Genomic DNA, 15,616 nt, shown 5'->3' on the forward strand with positions numbered 1-15,616 from the left:
TTCCGGCGTCTCTTGGGCGCCGGGTTGCCGCGCGTATGATCCTTAATGCAAGACGAAAGACCGAGCGTGTCCGATCCTGTTGCCCACCGCATCGCGGCGCTGGCGGTGCTTCCCGTTTTCTTCAAACTCGACGGCAAGCGGGTCGTTTTGGCGGGCGGAGGCGAGCCGTCGCTCTGGAAGGCCGAGCTTCTGTCGGCTGCGGGCGCCCACGTTGAAGTTTTCGCGGAGCGCTTCGCCGAAGGTTTTCGGGATCTGGCGGCCTCGCCGCCCAACGGCCAACTCCTCTTGCGGGATCGCCGCTGGAGGCCGGAGGATCTGAGATCCGCGGCGCTCGCAGTCGGCGCATTGAGCGATGAGACGGAGGCCGCCGAGTTCGCGTCTGCCGCTCGCGCAGCGGGCGTGCCTGTCAACGTCGTCGATCGTCCGGCATTCTGCGATTTCCAGTTTGGCGCGATCGTCAATCGTTCGCCGCTTGTCGTCGGGATCTCGACGGATGGCGCGGCGCCCGTCTTCGGTCAGGCGATCCGCTCGCTCATCGAAGGGCTGCTGCCGGAAAGCTTCAAGAGCTGGGCTGAGGCTGCGCGCGCCTTACGGCGCGACAGCGACCGCTTTGGCGACACCATGGAGAAGAAGCGGCGCTTCTGGCAGCGGTTCACGGATTTCGCGATAAGGAATGCCGACCGCGGACCGACGCCTGCAGATCTCGATCAGTTGATGGGCGATGTTGCGGTTGAAGACCGCCGTTACCCGGTGGTCATCATCGAAATCGGCCCGGGCGGTGCGGAAGGTCTGACGCTTGGAGCAGTCCGAACGCTGCGCGGGGCCGACCACATATTTTTCGACGACGACGTTCCGGTCGCCGTGACGGAGTTCGCCCGCCGTGAAGCCCGGAGATATCCAGTCGGGGAACGGGCACAAAATGCTCAGACCGTCATCGACAACATCGTGGCGGCCAGTGCCCAAGGCGGCCGGGTCGTGCGGATCAGAATGCGCGTGGCACTCGACACCGGCGCGGAGCCGGACGAAGCGGAGGCGTTGCGAGCCGCGGGCCTGTCGGTGGTTGTCCTTCCCCCGGGGTATGCTCCTTAGCGTGTGTCGCGTCTCGACACCCTCCCGCGATCCAGCGGCCGTTTTATGTGGTTCAGCCATGCGCCATGCCGTTGCCGCGAAGCGGTGCAAGTAAAAAGTATTAAGCGGTACTTGAGCCACAGGCTGTGATCGCTTCCGCAGGGGGCGAAAGATTTCTTTTTCTCTCAGATGGTTAGCGGACGCTTCATGAGCTCGGCGCGGCTTGGAATGGCGTTCCCACTTGTCTATACTTGGGATGAGGGGATCCGTTCGGATCAGAGTAGGCCACGTTGGCGGGTTAGCGCATCGCTTCCCACCGGTGGGTTTTGCTCGTCTGCTCCCTTTCGTCGTTTGTAAGTATTCGGAGTCGCCTGCGCATGCGCTGCAATCCATCATATTGGCTTTTGGGACTCGTCCCGATTGCAATGTTGACTTGGGTTGCCGTCGAGCTCGAGCGTGGCAGTATGGAATATGATCTAGCCCAACGTTCGGGCGAAGCGCTGAAGCGCGCGGGTTTCGATTGGGCCAGCCTCCGCTTCGTCGGCCGCGACGTCGTGCTGATGGGGAAGGCGCCAGAAGAGATCGATCCGATAAAGGCACTTGCCTCAGTGGAGAACGTCTGGGGCGTCCGCGTCGCCAGCGACAGATCCGAGCTCATCGACAGCGTTGCGGACTACCGCTGGTCGGTGATTTCGCCCGGCGCCGGCCGCGTGCGGCTCGCGGGCGACGTTCCGTCGGAGGAGGCGAGACGGGAGCTTATCGATGCCACCCGCAGCGCCTTTCCGGGTAGCGAAGTTTCCGACGAGATGCGCTTGGCGCGTGGCTCGATCGACCGGCACCAGTGGCTTACGGGCGCTGTCTTCAGCGTGCGCAGCCTTTCCGGCTTGAAACGCGGCGAGGCGGAACTCGCCAATCTCAATCTGTCGATCAAGGGCGAGGCGAAAACATCGTCTGCCTATCGGGAGATCAAGACTGCGCTCGCAACACGGCGACCGGCTGGTGTTGGCCTAGCGCATGAAGATATCGCGTTACCAATCGCCCGGCCCTTCGTATGGTCGATAAAGAAGAGCGGCACGGGGATTGCGGTCTCAGGTTTTGCGCCTTCCGATGAAGAGCGCGAGAAGCTCGGCGCGCGCACGAAATCGCTTTTTTCCTCAATGTCGATCTCCGACCGCACGGATATCGCTGCTGGTGCTCCCGATGGATGGGGCAAGGCGGCCACGATCGCGCTTGAACAGCTGGCACAACTTCGGTTAGGCGAAGTTTCGATCGCCGACCGCGAGCTGACCTTCTCGGGCGAGGCGGCTGACGAGCAGATCGCTTCGGCTGTCAAAAAGACGTTGAAGCTCCAGGTCCCGCAAAACTTCCGGATCATCGACCAAATTCGCTTCTCGAAGCCGGATATCGTCGTCCCGGGAGGCGGCTATGTGATGGGCATCGTGAACGAAGGAGCTGCGCTCGAACTCGTTGGCATGATGCCGAGCGAAGCGGCGCGGGCGGCGCTCATCGATGCGGTGAAGGCGCGCTTTCCCGGGCGGCAGCTGAACGACAAATCGCAGGTGGCTCCCGGCGCGCCCGACGGGTGGCAGCAGTGCGTCGTCGCCGGCCTCGCGTCGTTGCCGCGTCTCAAGAAGGGCAAATCCATTCTCACCGATCGCCGGCTCGTGGTTTCGGGCGAGACCGACGATTATGCAGCCTCGCAATCGGTTCCGGGCGACGTGAAGGCCGCCGCAGGCCAGACGTGCGAGACGACGACGAATATCGCATTCACGGGCCAGCTGAAGACGGACCTTGCGTGGAAGGCGTCCCGCGAAGCCAACGGCATGGTGACGATCGCCGGCGAGGCTCCCGATGATGCGTCGCGCTTGCGTCTCGTCGAGATCGCACAGCAGATCTATGCGGGATCAAATGTGACCGACAACATGAAGATCGTCGGCGCGGCGCCCGAGCCTTGGTCATCGGCGGCGCACCTCGGGCTTGAAGAAATGGCGCGGTTGCGCAACGGCGAAGTTACGATTTCAGGCAAGGAACTCGTGATCAAGGGAGCGGCGGAGAGCGAGCAAGTCGCCAACGACATCCGTAGCGTGCTTTCGACGGATTTGCCGCCGGGCTTCAAAAGCCGCGATGAGATCACGATCATGTCGGTCGAGGAGAAAGCGGCCGACAGCTGTCAGACGCTGATGCGCCAGACGACCGCCAAGGGCACGATCAACTTCGAGCGGGCGAAGGCGGACTTGACGCCCGATAGCACGCAGACGCTCAAGGATCTCGCTCAGATCGCCAATGAGTGTCCGACCTTTAGCATTCAAATCGAGGGCCATACGGACGCGGAGGGAACAGATGAGCGCAATTCTCGGCTTGCCGATCGCCGGGCGCGCGCGGTCGCGGATTTTCTTTCGCAGAACGGCGTCGACGCGCGCCGCCTGACAACGATCGGTTACGGGGCAACGCGGCCGATCGGTGACAATTCTACGGACGCAGGCCGTGCCAAAAATCGCCGTATCGAATTCACGGTCCGGGTCAACTGAGACGAACGCCAGGAAAAGCAACCATGGATTATCTGTTCCTGAAATTGATCTGGTGGATGGCAGCAGCATTTGCGCTGGGGCTCGTCGCGGGCTGGGTATCGTGTGGCGCTAAAAAACCTTGAGGCGCCGAACGTGGACGATCTTGGAAGTGCTGAAGGAAGTGCAGGGCGAATTGTTGGGTAGGAAATGACGTACCTCCTGTTGCAGACATTCCTGCTTTTGCTCGCGTCCTATTTTGCGGGCGCGCTCGTTGCTTGCTTTGTGAAGCGGGCAGCCTTCGGCTCGTCTGCAGATCTGCCCGAAAGTGTTTTGGCGCCAGTGCAGCTCGAGGTGCCAGTTCGTCCTCCGGTCATGTCGCCGTCGCCGCCTCCCGTTCGTGAACGCGTGGCGCCGCGGAGGCCGCAGCCCGTGGTCGCGCCACGGGCGATCGACCCTGTGCAGCCTAAGATCGACATCTTGCGGCGGCCAGAGCCACGGCCCGCTCCGAAGGTGCTCGACCCTTCGCGTTTCTTGCGGGCGCTGATCGGGCCGGATCCCAACGAAGGTATTCCCCGGCGCGCGATCGTCGAATTGCGTCCCTCGGTGCTAAAACCCGTAACGGGGATTTACCGGCCGAAGCCGCCGGAGCCCGTTGCGCCGACGGAACTCGAGCCGCCAGCTCCTGAGCCTATCGCGGAAGAAGCGCCGCCTTCGTTGTTGCCTGAGCCTGAGCCCGTCACCAAAACGGAGCGGCCCGGCGGTCTCGCCGCGAGACTGCGTGACGCGACGACGGCGGCAGCTGCCGGCGCTGTCGCGGCGGCGAAGGCTGCTGCGGCTGCGTCCGCCATGATGCCGAGTGCGTTCTCACGAAAGGCCGTTGAGGAAGAGAAGAAGGAAGCGCCGGTAGAAGCCGCGGACGAGCCTGCGGAAGTGGCATTGGAAGATGTCCCGCTGGAATCGCCAATTCTCGGATATTCCGATGCGAACGTGTCGAAAACGGCGCCGCCAGTCGCGATCGAGCCCGAGTCCCAGCCGGAGCCAGAACCTGAGCCTGTACCTGAACCTCAGCCTGCACCTGCGCCCGAGATCGTTGCGCCGCCGGTCGCGAAGCCCATCGAAGGCGGGGATGATTTTCAGCGTATTCGCGCGATCGATGGTGACATCGAACAAAGGCTGAAGGCTGCGGGCGTGAATTATTTCGAAGACATCGCCGGGTGGACACAGGCGGATGTCAAACGGTATGGCCAGGAACTGCAAATGCCGGGCCGCATCGATCGCGAGCAATGGGTCGAGCAGGCGCAAATTCTCGCCAAGGGCGGGGAGACGTATTATTCGCGCAACCGTTTGGCGTCGCTCAAATCGAGTGCTGCGGCTGCACCTCCGAAGTCCACCACGGATAACGATCGTGGGCAAAAGGCTGAGGCAGATGGCGGCAACCCGGCGTCGCCGCCGAGCGGGCATGAGCGGACGGATTTGTCCGGCGTAGCTGCTGCGAGCCAGGGACGTTCCGTGGCGGAGATGGCTGCTGCCGCGGCTGCTGCAATCGCCGCTGCTTCCGCCAGCGTGACGCGCGGCCTGAAGCCCATCGAGCCGATTTCGCCGCTGTCGAAGGTCGATCCGAAGATCTCGATCCCTGCGAGGATCACCGACGCGATCAGGGAGCGGAACGGAGCCGCCGCGCCGGCTCCTGCCGTCAACGCTGACGCCAAATCCGAAGCCGACAAGGACGCTGAAGAGAGCGCACCGCCGCCGAGCGAGGCCGATGGATCCCACGACGATCTCAAGCGCATCCGTGGCATTGGCGTGTTGATCGAGAAGCGGCTGAACGCGCTAGGCGTCGGCACTTACGAGCAGATCGCGAACTGGACGAGCGGCGACATCGATCGCATCAGCCGCAGCCTCGAATTCAAGGGCCGGATCGAACGCGAGAACTGGGTGGAGCAGGCGCGCATCCTGGCGAGCGGCGGTCAGACAGAATTTTCGCGTCGCGTCGACAGAGGCGAAGTCGATACCAGCCGCGAGACGTGACCAAAATCGCCGCGGGATAGCGTTCCATAGCGCGCACCGTCACGCGGCTCGTCCGTCTCGGCGAAAAAGGATGCGATTGCCGATATCGTCGGCGCATCCCGCAATAGCGGCGCGTGGCCTTCATCGGGAACGGTGAGGGATTTGAGCCGCGGATGGCGCTGGTGCATTTCCTCGACCGTCTTTTCCGAGAGAAGATCGGTATTCGCGCCACGGATGACGAGCACCGGGACGCGCTTCATCGCTTCGAACTGCGGCCATAGTTCCGGTATTGGGCCGTCGAGAACGGATAAACAATTCGCCAACTTGGGATCGTATCCGCGCGCGGGCTTACCCTTCCGTTCGTTGAAGAGTTGGCGGGCGACGGCTTCGAAATCCTTATCCGTCATCTTGGGAAAGTCGCGGCGAAAGAGATCGCCGACGATGCGCGTCGCATCCTCCCAGTTCTTCGCGAGCGGAACGCGGCCGACGTAGCCGGCTATGCGAGCCAAACCTTCCGCATCGATGACGGGTCCGATGTCGTTCAACACGACCGCTCCGATCAACGACGGCTGTACGGCTGCCAGCACCATGGAGACGAGGCCGCCTCTCGAGGTGCCGATGACGCCGACGTTATGCAGACCAAGCATGGTCAGAAAATCGATGACGTCCTGCGTCTCGATAGGCACGGCGTAGTTCTTCCAATTGGCATCGTGATCGGAAAGGCCGCGTCCGCGCGTGTCGAGCGTAAAGACATCGCGAGGTACGGCGCCTCGGCTCAAGGCCATGGCGACGTCATGAAAATCGCGGCTGTTACGCGTCAAGCCAGCGAGGCATAGAACGGGACGCGCGCGCGACGGCGTTTCCGGCCGGTAGTGCCGGCCATAGAGGCGCAGCCCGTCGCGGCAGGTGAAGTAGATGTCTTCGAATTCTTGCCCGGTCGCCATTCGTGTGCCGCTGCCTTTGTCCAGAACGTTTCAACCGTCGTTGTTTTCAGCAACGCCTTGCGTGTCGCCCGGCATCTTCGTGTCTCCGCGATCGCGCACGAGATCCTGCTTCAGCCGAAGCGGATTTTTCATGCCGAGCCGGGCCCGGTAGATCTGGATGTTCGCCAGAACCTTCGTGACGTATTCCCGCGTCTCGGTGAGCGGGATGCGTTCGATCCAGTCGATGGTATCGACGTTGGGATCGCGCGGATCGCCGTTTTCCCGGATCCATTGCCGGGCTCGTCCGGGGCCGGCGTTGTAGCCTGCGAGGCCGAGCACATATGAGCCGCCGAAGTCATCCATGCGATCGGCGATATATGCAGACGCGATCATCACATTGTACGGAGGATCGGAAAGAAGCCGCGGGATCGAACATTTGATTTTGTAGTCGCGGCAGACGTGGTGCGCTGTCGGGGTCATCACCTGCAAGAGACCCTTGGCGCCCGCACCCGAAACGGTTTGCGGATCGAATTCAGTTTCCTGACGCGCGATGCCGAGTAGGAGCGGAAGCTCAGGCGGCGCCCGCAACGGCGCGTACCCCGGGAAGGGTTTCAGCGGATACCCGTAGGTCAGCAGGTTTTGTCCCTTGCCTATCGCGACCTTGGAAATGCGCAGCGACATCTGCGGATCGCCCAGAGCATCCGCGAGATAGGCCACCATTCCGACTTCGGCTTCGGTGTTTGCTTGGTTGCGAAGGCCGGCGAGCAGGGTGCGCGTAACTTCCCGCTGGAGATTGGCTTTGCGCGCGACGACCAAGGCTCTTGCTGCATCGGACGACAAGAGCTTTTGGATTTGATCGGCCGCCGGGTAGGCGGGTGGCGACATCTCAAGGCTCGAACGGTTCGGCTCGAGCATTTGCATCGCGAGCAAGCCGTGGAAGGTATCCGGGTTCTTCGCGGCCGCGCGGTACTGCTTCAATGCTTCCGGCTTATCGCCGCGTGCGTCGGCTACGCGGCCGAGCCAATAGGCAGCCTTGGCGCGGCTCAAGGGGCCATCGGCAGCTGCCGCCATATCCTTGAAGTGCCGCTGAGCGACATCGGCCTTATTGAGGTATCGAAACGCGATCCATCCGGCCAAGAACGTCTGGTCTTTGCGCGGATTGACCGATAATGGCCCCGCATCCTTGACGAGATCATATGCGAGTTTGGCGTTGCCGAGCTTCAGCGCGCCATAGGCAAGCTCGCGCCGTTCGCCCCACCATTCGTCAAGCGCTGCGATTTTGTCCGGGTTGGGTGGAATGGCGAGGATGATTGCCGCCGCTTCCTCGGTTTTTCCGCCTTTGCGCAAAAGTTGCGCTTTATGAAAGGCGAGACCCGTGTCGTCGCGACTGCCCGCGGGAAGAGCATTCATCAGCGCCTGCGCATTCGAGGCTCGATTGAATACCGCGAGGCGGGCCGTGGCTCTTTTGCGTTCGCTCTCGGGCAGAAGCGGAATGAGGCGACGTGCGAGAGCGACGCGATCGGCGCGATTTCCGGCATAGCGGACGTCGTCCGTCACCAGGCGGTCGAAGCGCCATTTGTGATCGGCGGGCGACAACAGACTGCCGAAGCGATCGAGAAAGCCGTTTTCCAATGACGGAGGAATGCTCATCTCGCGCCATGCCTGGGCCGCGAACTTTCGTGCTTCTTCCGTTTTACCGTCGGCGAGATTGGCCGAGGCTAGGGCCGCGTACCCCGCGCCGGTCTCGGGCGAGGAATTCTGGAAGTAGCTTTTGATCGTCTTCGCGGTACCGCCGTGCGTGAAGAGCGCTTCTTCAAAGCGCTGGGTCAGCGTCGGCCGGTCGGGCCATGCCGGATTGTCCCTTAGAAACTTTTGAAATTCCGCGGGCTCGCCGAGCCCGGCCCGCAAGCGGATCCAATCAGCGAGCTTGCGGACGACAGGGTCGTTAATTTTCTCTTTCGCTTCCGTAAAGCGGCCGATGTCATCAGCGCGTACGGCGGCTATCGCCTGACGGAGGCCTTCGATGTCTCCCGAATCAGGGGAAATCGATAAAAGTGGCGTGAGAGCCGCATCGAATTTGCGGAGTTGCTCCTTTTCGGCCGGCAGGAGCTGGGGCGGCGGCACGGGTTTCAGCGCCGATTCGGCTCCGGCGGGCGTGCTCGCGAGGACAAACCCAAGAATCGCGAAGGCCGTCGCGAATTTCGGCAAAACGCGCGAAAGCGAGCTGATTAGTATTGTATGCTTGGGGGTTAGATGCATCGCTTCCTATAGGATGGCACGCCCAACCCGCCCGATCTTGCGGCGGGCTTTCCGAGCGCCTAATGTCGCGCCGCTTGCCTCATCAGCAACGTTAGACCGTATTAAGCGGAGACATGGCGGCTGAAGCAAGCGGTTCAATCCGTACGAGGTGGCACGCGCGTGCGGCGAGACGGTGACCCATCGCCATAACGGCATGAGTCTTTTCACTTCGATTTTCCCGAGCAAGGCCACGGGCGCAGCATCGAGCGGTGTTCGTCACGGTCTTTTCAAGTTAAGGCGAACGCATGTTCAAAGGTTCAATCACGGCACTCATCACGCCATTTCGTAACGGGAAGGTGGACGAAGCCGCGTTCACGCGGTTCATCGATTGGCAGATCAGCGAGGGTACCCATGGCATCGTGCCTGTCGGGACGACAGGCGAAAGCCCCACGCTCGATCACGATGAACATAAGCGCGTGATCGCGCTCGCCGTAGAGGCCGCGAAGAAGCGTATTCCCGTGATTGCCGGTACGGGTTCCAACTCGACGGATGAGGCTGTCGAGCTGTCGCAATATGCCGAGGAAGTTGGAGCGGACGGCGTGCTCATCGTTACGCCCTACTACAACAAGCCGAGCCAGGAAGGCCTCTATCAGCACTTCAAGGCGATCAACGACGCGATCAACATTCCGATCGTTATCTACAACATTCCGAGCCGGTCGGTCGTCGACATGTCGGTCGCAACCATGGCGCGTTGTTTCGAGTTGAAGAACGTCGTCGGCGTCAAAGATGCGACGGCGAACCTCGCGCGTCCGTCGCAGACGCGTGCTGCGCTGGGAACAGAGTTCTGCCAGCTCTCAGGCGAAGACGCGACGGCGCTTGGCTTCATGGCGCATGGCGGTCATGGCTGCATTTCCGTTGCTTCGAACGTTGCGCCGCGGCTTTGCGCCGAGTTTCAAAATGCGTGCATGGCCGGAGACTTCAAGAAGGCGCTGGCGCTTCAGGACCGGTTGATGCCGCTGCATGAAGTGCTCTTCATCGAGACGAACCCGGCGCCCGTCAAATATGCCGTTTCGCGGCTGGGCTTTGGTACTCCGGATATGCGCCTTCCCATGGTTCCCGTCTCCGAGGCGAGCCGCCGGGCGATAGACGCAGTCCTGCTGCGCCTGGATCTCCTCGACGCAAAAGCCGCAGAGTGACGGCTGCCGGAAAGCATTGATCGATGGCTTCGAAACGGGACGACGGCACAACGCTGGTCGCCGAGAACCGCAAGGCACGGCACGAGTATTTCATTACCGACAGCTGGGAAGCGGGCATCGAGCTTCTCGGCTCGGAAGTGAAATCGCTTCGCCGTGGTCAGTCGAACATCGCGGAGAGCTATGCTTCGGTTGAGGACGGCGGTGTTTGGCTGATCAACAGCTACATCGCTGAATACCCGGGAGCCGCGCTTTTTCCGCATGAGCCGCGCCGCAAACGGCGTCTTCTCATGCATGCGAGCGAGATCCACAAGATCGGTATCGCGGTCGAGCGGAAAGGGATGACGCTCGTTCCACTCGAACTTTATTTCAACGAGAAGGGCCGGGCGAAGGTCAAGATCGGTTTGGCCGAAGGCAAGAACCACGCCGACAAGCGTCAGGATGCAGCCAAACGCGATTGGAATCGTCAGAAAGCGCGCCTGATGCGAGAGAAGGGCTGAACAGTCAAACAAGCGCGGATAATGAAAACAAACTCCCCCTGGCCAGAGCCCGTTGACGACGAGGCCGCAAAACATCTGATCGCGGGGACGCGTCTTCCTGATGTCGCGCTCACGGCGACACGTGGGGCGAGCGTCAATCTCGCCCGCTATCAGGAGCGAGCCGTCGTTTTCGTTTATCCGATGACGGGGACGCCGGGCGTCGCCAACCCGCCGGATTGGGACATCATTCCTGGAGCGCACGGATCGACGCCGGAGGCGGAAGGATTTCGCGATGCTCATGAGGAATTCGAGCTTCTCGGCTACGAGATCTTCGGGCTCAGCAGTCAATCGCCGGACGGGCAGCAGGCTTTCGCGATGCGCGCCGGCATCCCGTATCTCCTCCTCAGCGACGAGACGCTGGCGTTCGCCGATGCGCTGAAGCTGCCGCGCTTCGAAACGGGCGGAGCGACGTATCTCAAACGTCTGACGATGATTATCCGGAACGGCGTGATCTATCGCGTCATTTATCCGGTGCAATCGCCCGCAACGCATGCGCAGGATTTGCTGGCATCTCTCAGGCCAGTTCGCGCCTGATCTCGGCGAAGACCGATCGGAACATCTCGGTCGTCAGGCGGCGAGTATTCGTATTGTAGCGCGAGCAATGGAAGCTGTCGTAGAGGACGCAATCGGCGCTCAGCTCGTGGCGCGCGCCGTGGGCAAACGGGTGAAGCGTTTTTCGTTTCTCCAGCGTTGCCAGCGTTTGATCGTGGGCTATGCGGCCGAGCGCGAGGATCACCTTCAATTTCGGTAGATTCGCCAACCGAGCCTCGAAGAAGGGGCGACAATTGGCGATTTCGCTCGGCTCCGGCTTGTTCAGGGGCGGCACGCAGCGCACTGCATTCGTAATCATGCAGTCGACAAGCTTCAGCCCGTCGTCGGGGCGGGCGTGGTACTCGCCCTTGGCGAAACCGAATTCGAGCAGCGTTTGATAGAGGAGATCACCGGCGTAATCGCCGGTGAACGGTCGTCCCGTGCGGTTGGCGCCGTTTCGTCCGGGCGCGAGGCCGACGATCAGCAGACGGGCTTGGGAGGTGCCAAAGGATGGCACCGCTCCGTTGAACCAGTCAGGTTCCTGGGTCTCGTTTTCTTTGCGGTACGCAACGAGCCGCGGGCAGCGCGTACACTTTGGGGGAGGCTCGGGACCAAAGACTATCTTGCCCATTGCCCCGGCCGCCATGCGTCGATGCTCGTGTGGAAGAGAAAGTTCTTAGACTTCTTCTTCCGCGAGGTCATCGTCTCCGAGGTAGTTGGAGTCGCGTGCAGGAGAAAGCGGCGCGCGAGCCGTATAGGGACGCGGCGAACGACCCGCGGGGCCGCCGCTCTGTGAGCGTCCAACCTGCTCCTCAAGATCGGCCAAGTCGACGAACTGATCGGCCTGACGGCGCAGCTCATCGGCGACCATCGGAGGCTGCGTTTGAAGGGTCGAGACGACACTTACGCGCTTGCCCTTTTGCTGCAGCGCTGCGACGAGGCTGCGGAAGTCGCCATCGCCCGAGAAAATGACGATGTGATCAAGGCTGTCGGACAGACGCATGGCATCGACAGCCAGCTCGATATCCATGTTGCCTTTGATCTTCCGGCGGCCGGTCGCGTCAGTGAATTCCTTCGTCGGCTTCGTCACCATCGAAAAGCCGTTGTAGTCCAACCAATCGATCAGTGGACGGATCGATGAATATTCCTGCTCCTCAGCGAGGGCCGTATAATAGAGTGCCCGTACGAGCTGACCCTTCTGCCGGAAGAGTCCGAGGAGGCGCTTGTAGTCAATGTCGAAGCCTAATGACTTGGCGGTCGCATAAAGGTTCGCGCCATCGATGAAGAGGGCAAGTCGTTCGGTCGGATAAAAATGCATTTTTCTTTTTCCTAAAAGCGGGTTGGTGCGAACTAAACAGCGTCCAGTAATCTCGCTGGAAGGGGCGTCAACAGCCCGATTCTCTAATCGGCTACAAGGACTTAGGCAATTACGGCAGGCTCAACCATCTACGGTGTAGAACGTGCTTTCCTAAGGGTTACCAGATGTGAATGCCAGTCAACAATTGTGACAATTAGTCTATTTAAACCCGATCGAGTTCGAATGCTACCGGGTGAGCAATTTTGCTTTTGCTTCTCCCCTGTACTACTTGCTTAATCCACAATTACGTGGCAAAGAGGCATCAGCGTGGCGCTGGAAGGCGGTCCGATCGGCTGTTTGCGCCCCATAATGCCCTACAACGTGCCAGTTCTACCAAGGGAAGGTTCAGCCCATGGCTCGCGTTACCGTCGAAGATTGCGTCGACAAAATTCCGAATAGATTTGAGTTGGTACTCCTCGCAGCGCATCGCGCGCGGTCGATCACCAATGGCAGCGCCATTACTATCGCCCCTGACGACGACAAGAATCCGGTCATCGCATTGCGCGAGATCGCAGAGCGTACGCTGTCGCCCGACGACATGCGCGAAACGCTGATTTCATCGATCCAGAAGAATACCGAAGTCGACGAGCCGGAAGCCGTTGCAGCACCGTTGCTGCCGCCGGAGCGCCGCGCGCCGATGCTGGGCCGCGACGATCTTTCGTCCGATACGCAGGTCGACGTCATGACGGAAGAGCAGCTTCTTCGCGGCTTGGAAAGCATGACCCCGCTGGAGCCTTCGGCCAATATCGGATCGGGATCAGGTTCGGGGTCGGGTTCGCGCGAACGGGATCGCGATCCGCGCGATCGTTCCCGCTAATACTCAATTCTTCAGCGTCGCGACATCACGCTCGCACCGATCCACTTTAATGTGTGCTGCGTCTTCGGTTACGCTTGCGCACTGAAGGAGTGCGGCGGGTCATGATGCGGCAATACGAACTCGTCGAGCGGGTTCTCAAGTACGATCCAAAGGCGGACGAGGCGCTTCTCAACCGCGCCTACGTCTACGCGATGAAGGCGCACGGCCATCAGAAGCGTGCGTCGGGGGCGCCCTATTTTTCGCACCCCCTCGAAGTGGCGGCGATTCTCACCGATCTGAAGCTCGACGACGCGACCATTGCGACGGCGCTGCTTCACGACGTGATCGAGGATACGGATGCGACGCGAACCGAAATCGATCAGATGTTCGGGCCGGAGATCGGCAGCCTCGTCGACGGTCTGACGAAGATCAAGCGCCTGGATCTCGTTTCCAAAAAAGCGGAACAGGCGGAAAACTTCCGCAAGCTTCTCATCGCGATCTCGAGCGACATCCGCGTGCTTCTCGTCAAGCTCGCGGACCGTTTGCACAACATGCGAACGCTCGAGCACATGAAGCCCGAGAGCCGCCGGCGCAATTCGGAGGAGACGCTCGATATCTACGCGCCGCTTGCCGGCATGATGGGTATGCAGGCGCTTCGCGAGGAACTCGAGGATCACGCTTTTCGCTGGCTGCATCCCGAAGCCTATGACGCGCTCACCGAAAAGCTCGCGGAAATGCGCGAGCGCAATCGCGGGCTCGTCGAAGAGATCCGTCAGGCTATCGCGCGCAAGTGCCTCGACGCCGGCATCAAGGCCGAGACGTTCGGGAGAGAGAAGAAGCCTTATGCCATCTGGAGCAAGATGAAGCATAAGCAGATCAGCCTCGAGCAACTCTCGGACATCTATGGCTTCCGGGTGATCGTGAGTTCGATCGAAGACTGCTACCGGGTGCTCGGCATCGTGCACACGACATGGAGCACCGTTCCCGGCCGCTTCAAGGATTACATATCCGCACCGAAGCGGAACAATTATCAGTCGATACACACGACCGTTTATGGTCCCCGTCATCAGCGCGTCGAGCTGCAAATCCGCACGTCCGACATGCAGCATATTGCCGAGTTCGGCATCGCGGCTCATGCGCTCTACAAGGATCAGCAGCACGGCCTCGTGAACGGCCATGAGTTCGAGGCCGGCATAAACGGGGACGATAGCCCCTATGGCCGCCTCCGCGTGATGATTTCTTCGCTGCTCGAAGCTGCGAACCCGGAAGAATTTCTCGAGCATACGAAGCTCGAGCTTTTTCACGACCAGGTTTTTTGCTTCACGCCGAAGGGCCGGCTCATTGCGCTGCCGCGCGGGGCGACGCCACTCGACTTCGCGTACGCGGTGCACACGGACATCGGCAACGAGGCCATCGCCGCCTACATCAACGGCCGGCACGTTCCCATCGATACGCATCTGCGGAACGGCGACGAAGTCGTCATCGAAACATCGAAGGGGCACATCCGGCCGGCCGCGTGGGAGGCGTTCGCCGTCACCGGGCGTGCGCGCGCGGCCATACGAAGAGCTGCGCGCGAAGCCGAACGCCGGCGTTTCGTCGAACTCGGACGGCAGCTCGTCAATTCGACGCTTGCCGGACTCGAGGTCGATTACTCGGAAGAGAAGGTCAAGGCCGCGGCGCCGAAGATGAGCTTCAAGACGGCCGATGATCTGCTCGCGGCGGTCGGGCGGAACGACATCCCGCTGCAAGACGTGGTTGCAGCGATCCTACCGCAAGGGCACGCGCAGGGAGCAGAGGGCTATAAGCCGACGCGGCGCTTTGGCCGTGCCCGGGACCAGGAAGGCTGGTTCAACATCGAAAAGGTCAACAGCCTCAAGTTCCGGACTGCCGAGATCGACAGCACAACGGCGGTTTCAATCGGCGGTCCGAGCCAGGAACTGCCAGTCGCGTTCGAGCCCGGAGGCGCGGTTCCGGGGGACCGGATCGTCGGCGTCATGGCTCCGGGCGAGGGGATCCGCGTCTTTCAGATCCATTCACCACGTCTGAAGGAGTACGAAGAGGAGCATTGGATCGACGTGACCTGGGATGTCGATCCCGAGCGCCCCCAACGTTTTCCGGCCCGAATTAGCGTCACCGCCGTCAATGCGCCCGGTTCACTGGCCGAAATCGCCAAGGTGATCGGCGAGACGGGTGGCAATATCGACAATATCAAGATGGCCCGCCGTGCTGCAGACTTCACGGTGATGCATATCGAGCTCGAGGTTTTCGATTTGGTGCATTTGAACCACATCGTTGCGGGACTCAGGGCGAAATCCGCAGTTGCGAAGGTGGAACGGCTGTTCGAGTGAGCTATTGTGTGCGTTTTGAACGGTTGCTTTGCTTAGAGTCGATAGGATCGTGGTGGGTTGAACGAGAAGCTTACAGCACCGGTAGAAAGCGACGGTTAAGGGCTGTTCA

The 15,616-nt window shown here is 61.1% G+C and carries 12 protein-coding genes; 8 read left to right on the forward strand and 4 right to left on the reverse strand.

The window, feature by feature from the left end:
• Positions 1-66: 66 nt before the first annotated feature.
• The 3 genes from K2Q04_RS15735 (at position 67) to K2Q04_RS15745 (ending at position 5,603) form a co-directional block, all read left to right on the forward strand.
• Positions 67-1,089 (forward strand): NAD(P)-dependent oxidoreductase, encoded by a 1,023-nt coding sequence (locus tag K2Q04_RS15735; RefSeq protein WP_291165643.1) that lies wholly within the window; start codon positions 67-69, stop codon positions 1,087-1,089.
• A gap of 443 nt (positions 1,090-1,532) precedes the next feature.
• On the forward strand, positions 1,533-3,596 hold the full coding sequence (locus K2Q04_RS15740) for an OmpA family protein (RefSeq protein WP_291165644.1): 2,064 nt from the start codon (positions 1,533-1,535) through the stop codon (positions 3,594-3,596).
• 186 nt (positions 3,597-3,782) lie between these two features.
• Positions 3,783-5,603 (forward strand): hypothetical protein, encoded by a 1,821-nt coding sequence (locus K2Q04_RS15745; RefSeq protein ID WP_291165645.1) that lies wholly within the window; start codon positions 3,783-3,785, stop codon positions 5,601-5,603.
• Here the strand turns inward: K2Q04_RS15745 and K2Q04_RS15750 are convergent.
• Together K2Q04_RS15750 and K2Q04_RS15755 are read right to left on the reverse strand one after the other, a co-directional pair.
• Complete coding sequence (locus K2Q04_RS15750) at positions 5,543-6,526, reverse strand: alpha/beta hydrolase (RefSeq protein ID WP_291165646.1); 984 nt, start codon at positions 6,524-6,526, stop codon at positions 5,543-5,545. The two genes, K2Q04_RS15745 and K2Q04_RS15750, sit on opposite strands and share 61 nt — an antisense overlap.
• 30 nt (positions 6,527-6,556) lie before the next feature.
• The gene (locus K2Q04_RS15755) at positions 6,557-8,764 is read right to left on the reverse strand and encodes a lytic transglycosylase domain-containing protein (RefSeq protein WP_291165647.1); all 2,208 of its coding nucleotides are present in this window, start codon (positions 8,762-8,764) and stop codon (positions 6,557-6,559) included.
• Between the two features lie 284 nt (positions 8,765-9,048).
• Between K2Q04_RS15755 and dapA the strand changes: the two genes are divergently transcribed.
• The 3 genes from dapA to K2Q04_RS15770 are packed head-to-tail and all read left to right on the forward strand — an operon-like array spanning position 9,049 to position 11,009.
• Positions 9,049-9,939 (forward strand): 4-hydroxy-tetrahydrodipicolinate synthase, encoded by an 891-nt coding sequence (dapA, locus tag K2Q04_RS15760; RefSeq protein ID WP_291165648.1) that lies wholly within the window; start codon positions 9,049-9,051, stop codon positions 9,937-9,939.
• 23 nt (positions 9,940-9,962) lie between these two features.
• Positions 9,963-10,436: an SsrA-binding protein SmpB gene (gene smpB / locus K2Q04_RS15765; RefSeq protein ID WP_290992629.1), complete on the forward strand. Its 474-nt coding sequence runs from the start codon at positions 9,963-9,965 to the stop codon at positions 10,434-10,436.
• A 21-nt stretch (positions 10,437-10,457) separates the two neighbouring features.
• Positions 10,458-11,009 (forward strand): peroxiredoxin, encoded by a 552-nt coding sequence (locus tag K2Q04_RS15770; RefSeq protein WP_291165649.1) that lies wholly within the window; start codon positions 10,458-10,460, stop codon positions 11,007-11,009.
• On the opposite strand, the gene K2Q04_RS15775 is transcribed toward K2Q04_RS15770, so the two are convergent.
• Positions 10,990-11,637: a uracil-DNA glycosylase gene (locus tag K2Q04_RS15775; RefSeq protein WP_291165650.1), complete on the reverse strand. Its 648-nt coding sequence runs from the start codon at positions 11,635-11,637 to the stop codon at positions 10,990-10,992. The two genes, K2Q04_RS15770 and K2Q04_RS15775, sit on opposite strands and share 20 nt — an antisense overlap.
• 45 nt (positions 11,638-11,682) lie before the next feature.
• Positions 11,683-12,324 (reverse strand): NYN domain-containing protein, encoded by a 642-nt coding sequence (locus tag K2Q04_RS15780; protein WP_291165651.1) that lies wholly within the window; start codon positions 12,322-12,324, stop codon positions 11,683-11,685.
• 391 nt (positions 12,325-12,715) lie between these two features.
• Between K2Q04_RS15780 and rpoZ the strand changes: the two genes are divergently transcribed.
• Together rpoZ and K2Q04_RS15790 are read left to right on the forward strand one after the other, a co-directional pair.
• A complete protein-coding gene (gene rpoZ, locus K2Q04_RS15785; RefSeq protein WP_092865072.1) occupies positions 12,716-13,180 on the forward strand; it encodes a DNA-directed RNA polymerase subunit omega in 465 nt (154 codons plus the stop codon).
• A 101-nt stretch (positions 13,181-13,281) separates the two neighbouring features.
• Entirely contained in the window at positions 13,282-15,507 is a 2,226-nt protein-coding gene (locus K2Q04_RS15790; protein ID WP_291165652.1) for a bifunctional (p)ppGpp synthetase/guanosine-3',5'-bis(diphosphate) 3'-pyrophosphohydrolase, read from the forward strand.
• The last annotated feature ends 109 nt before the right edge of the window (positions 15,508-15,616 follow it).

Origin of the sequence: Hyphomicrobium sp. (genome assembly GCF_019753045.1) — a bacterium.
Classification (GTDB): Bacteria; Pseudomonadota; Alphaproteobacteria; order Rhizobiales; family Hyphomicrobiaceae; genus Hyphomicrobium_B.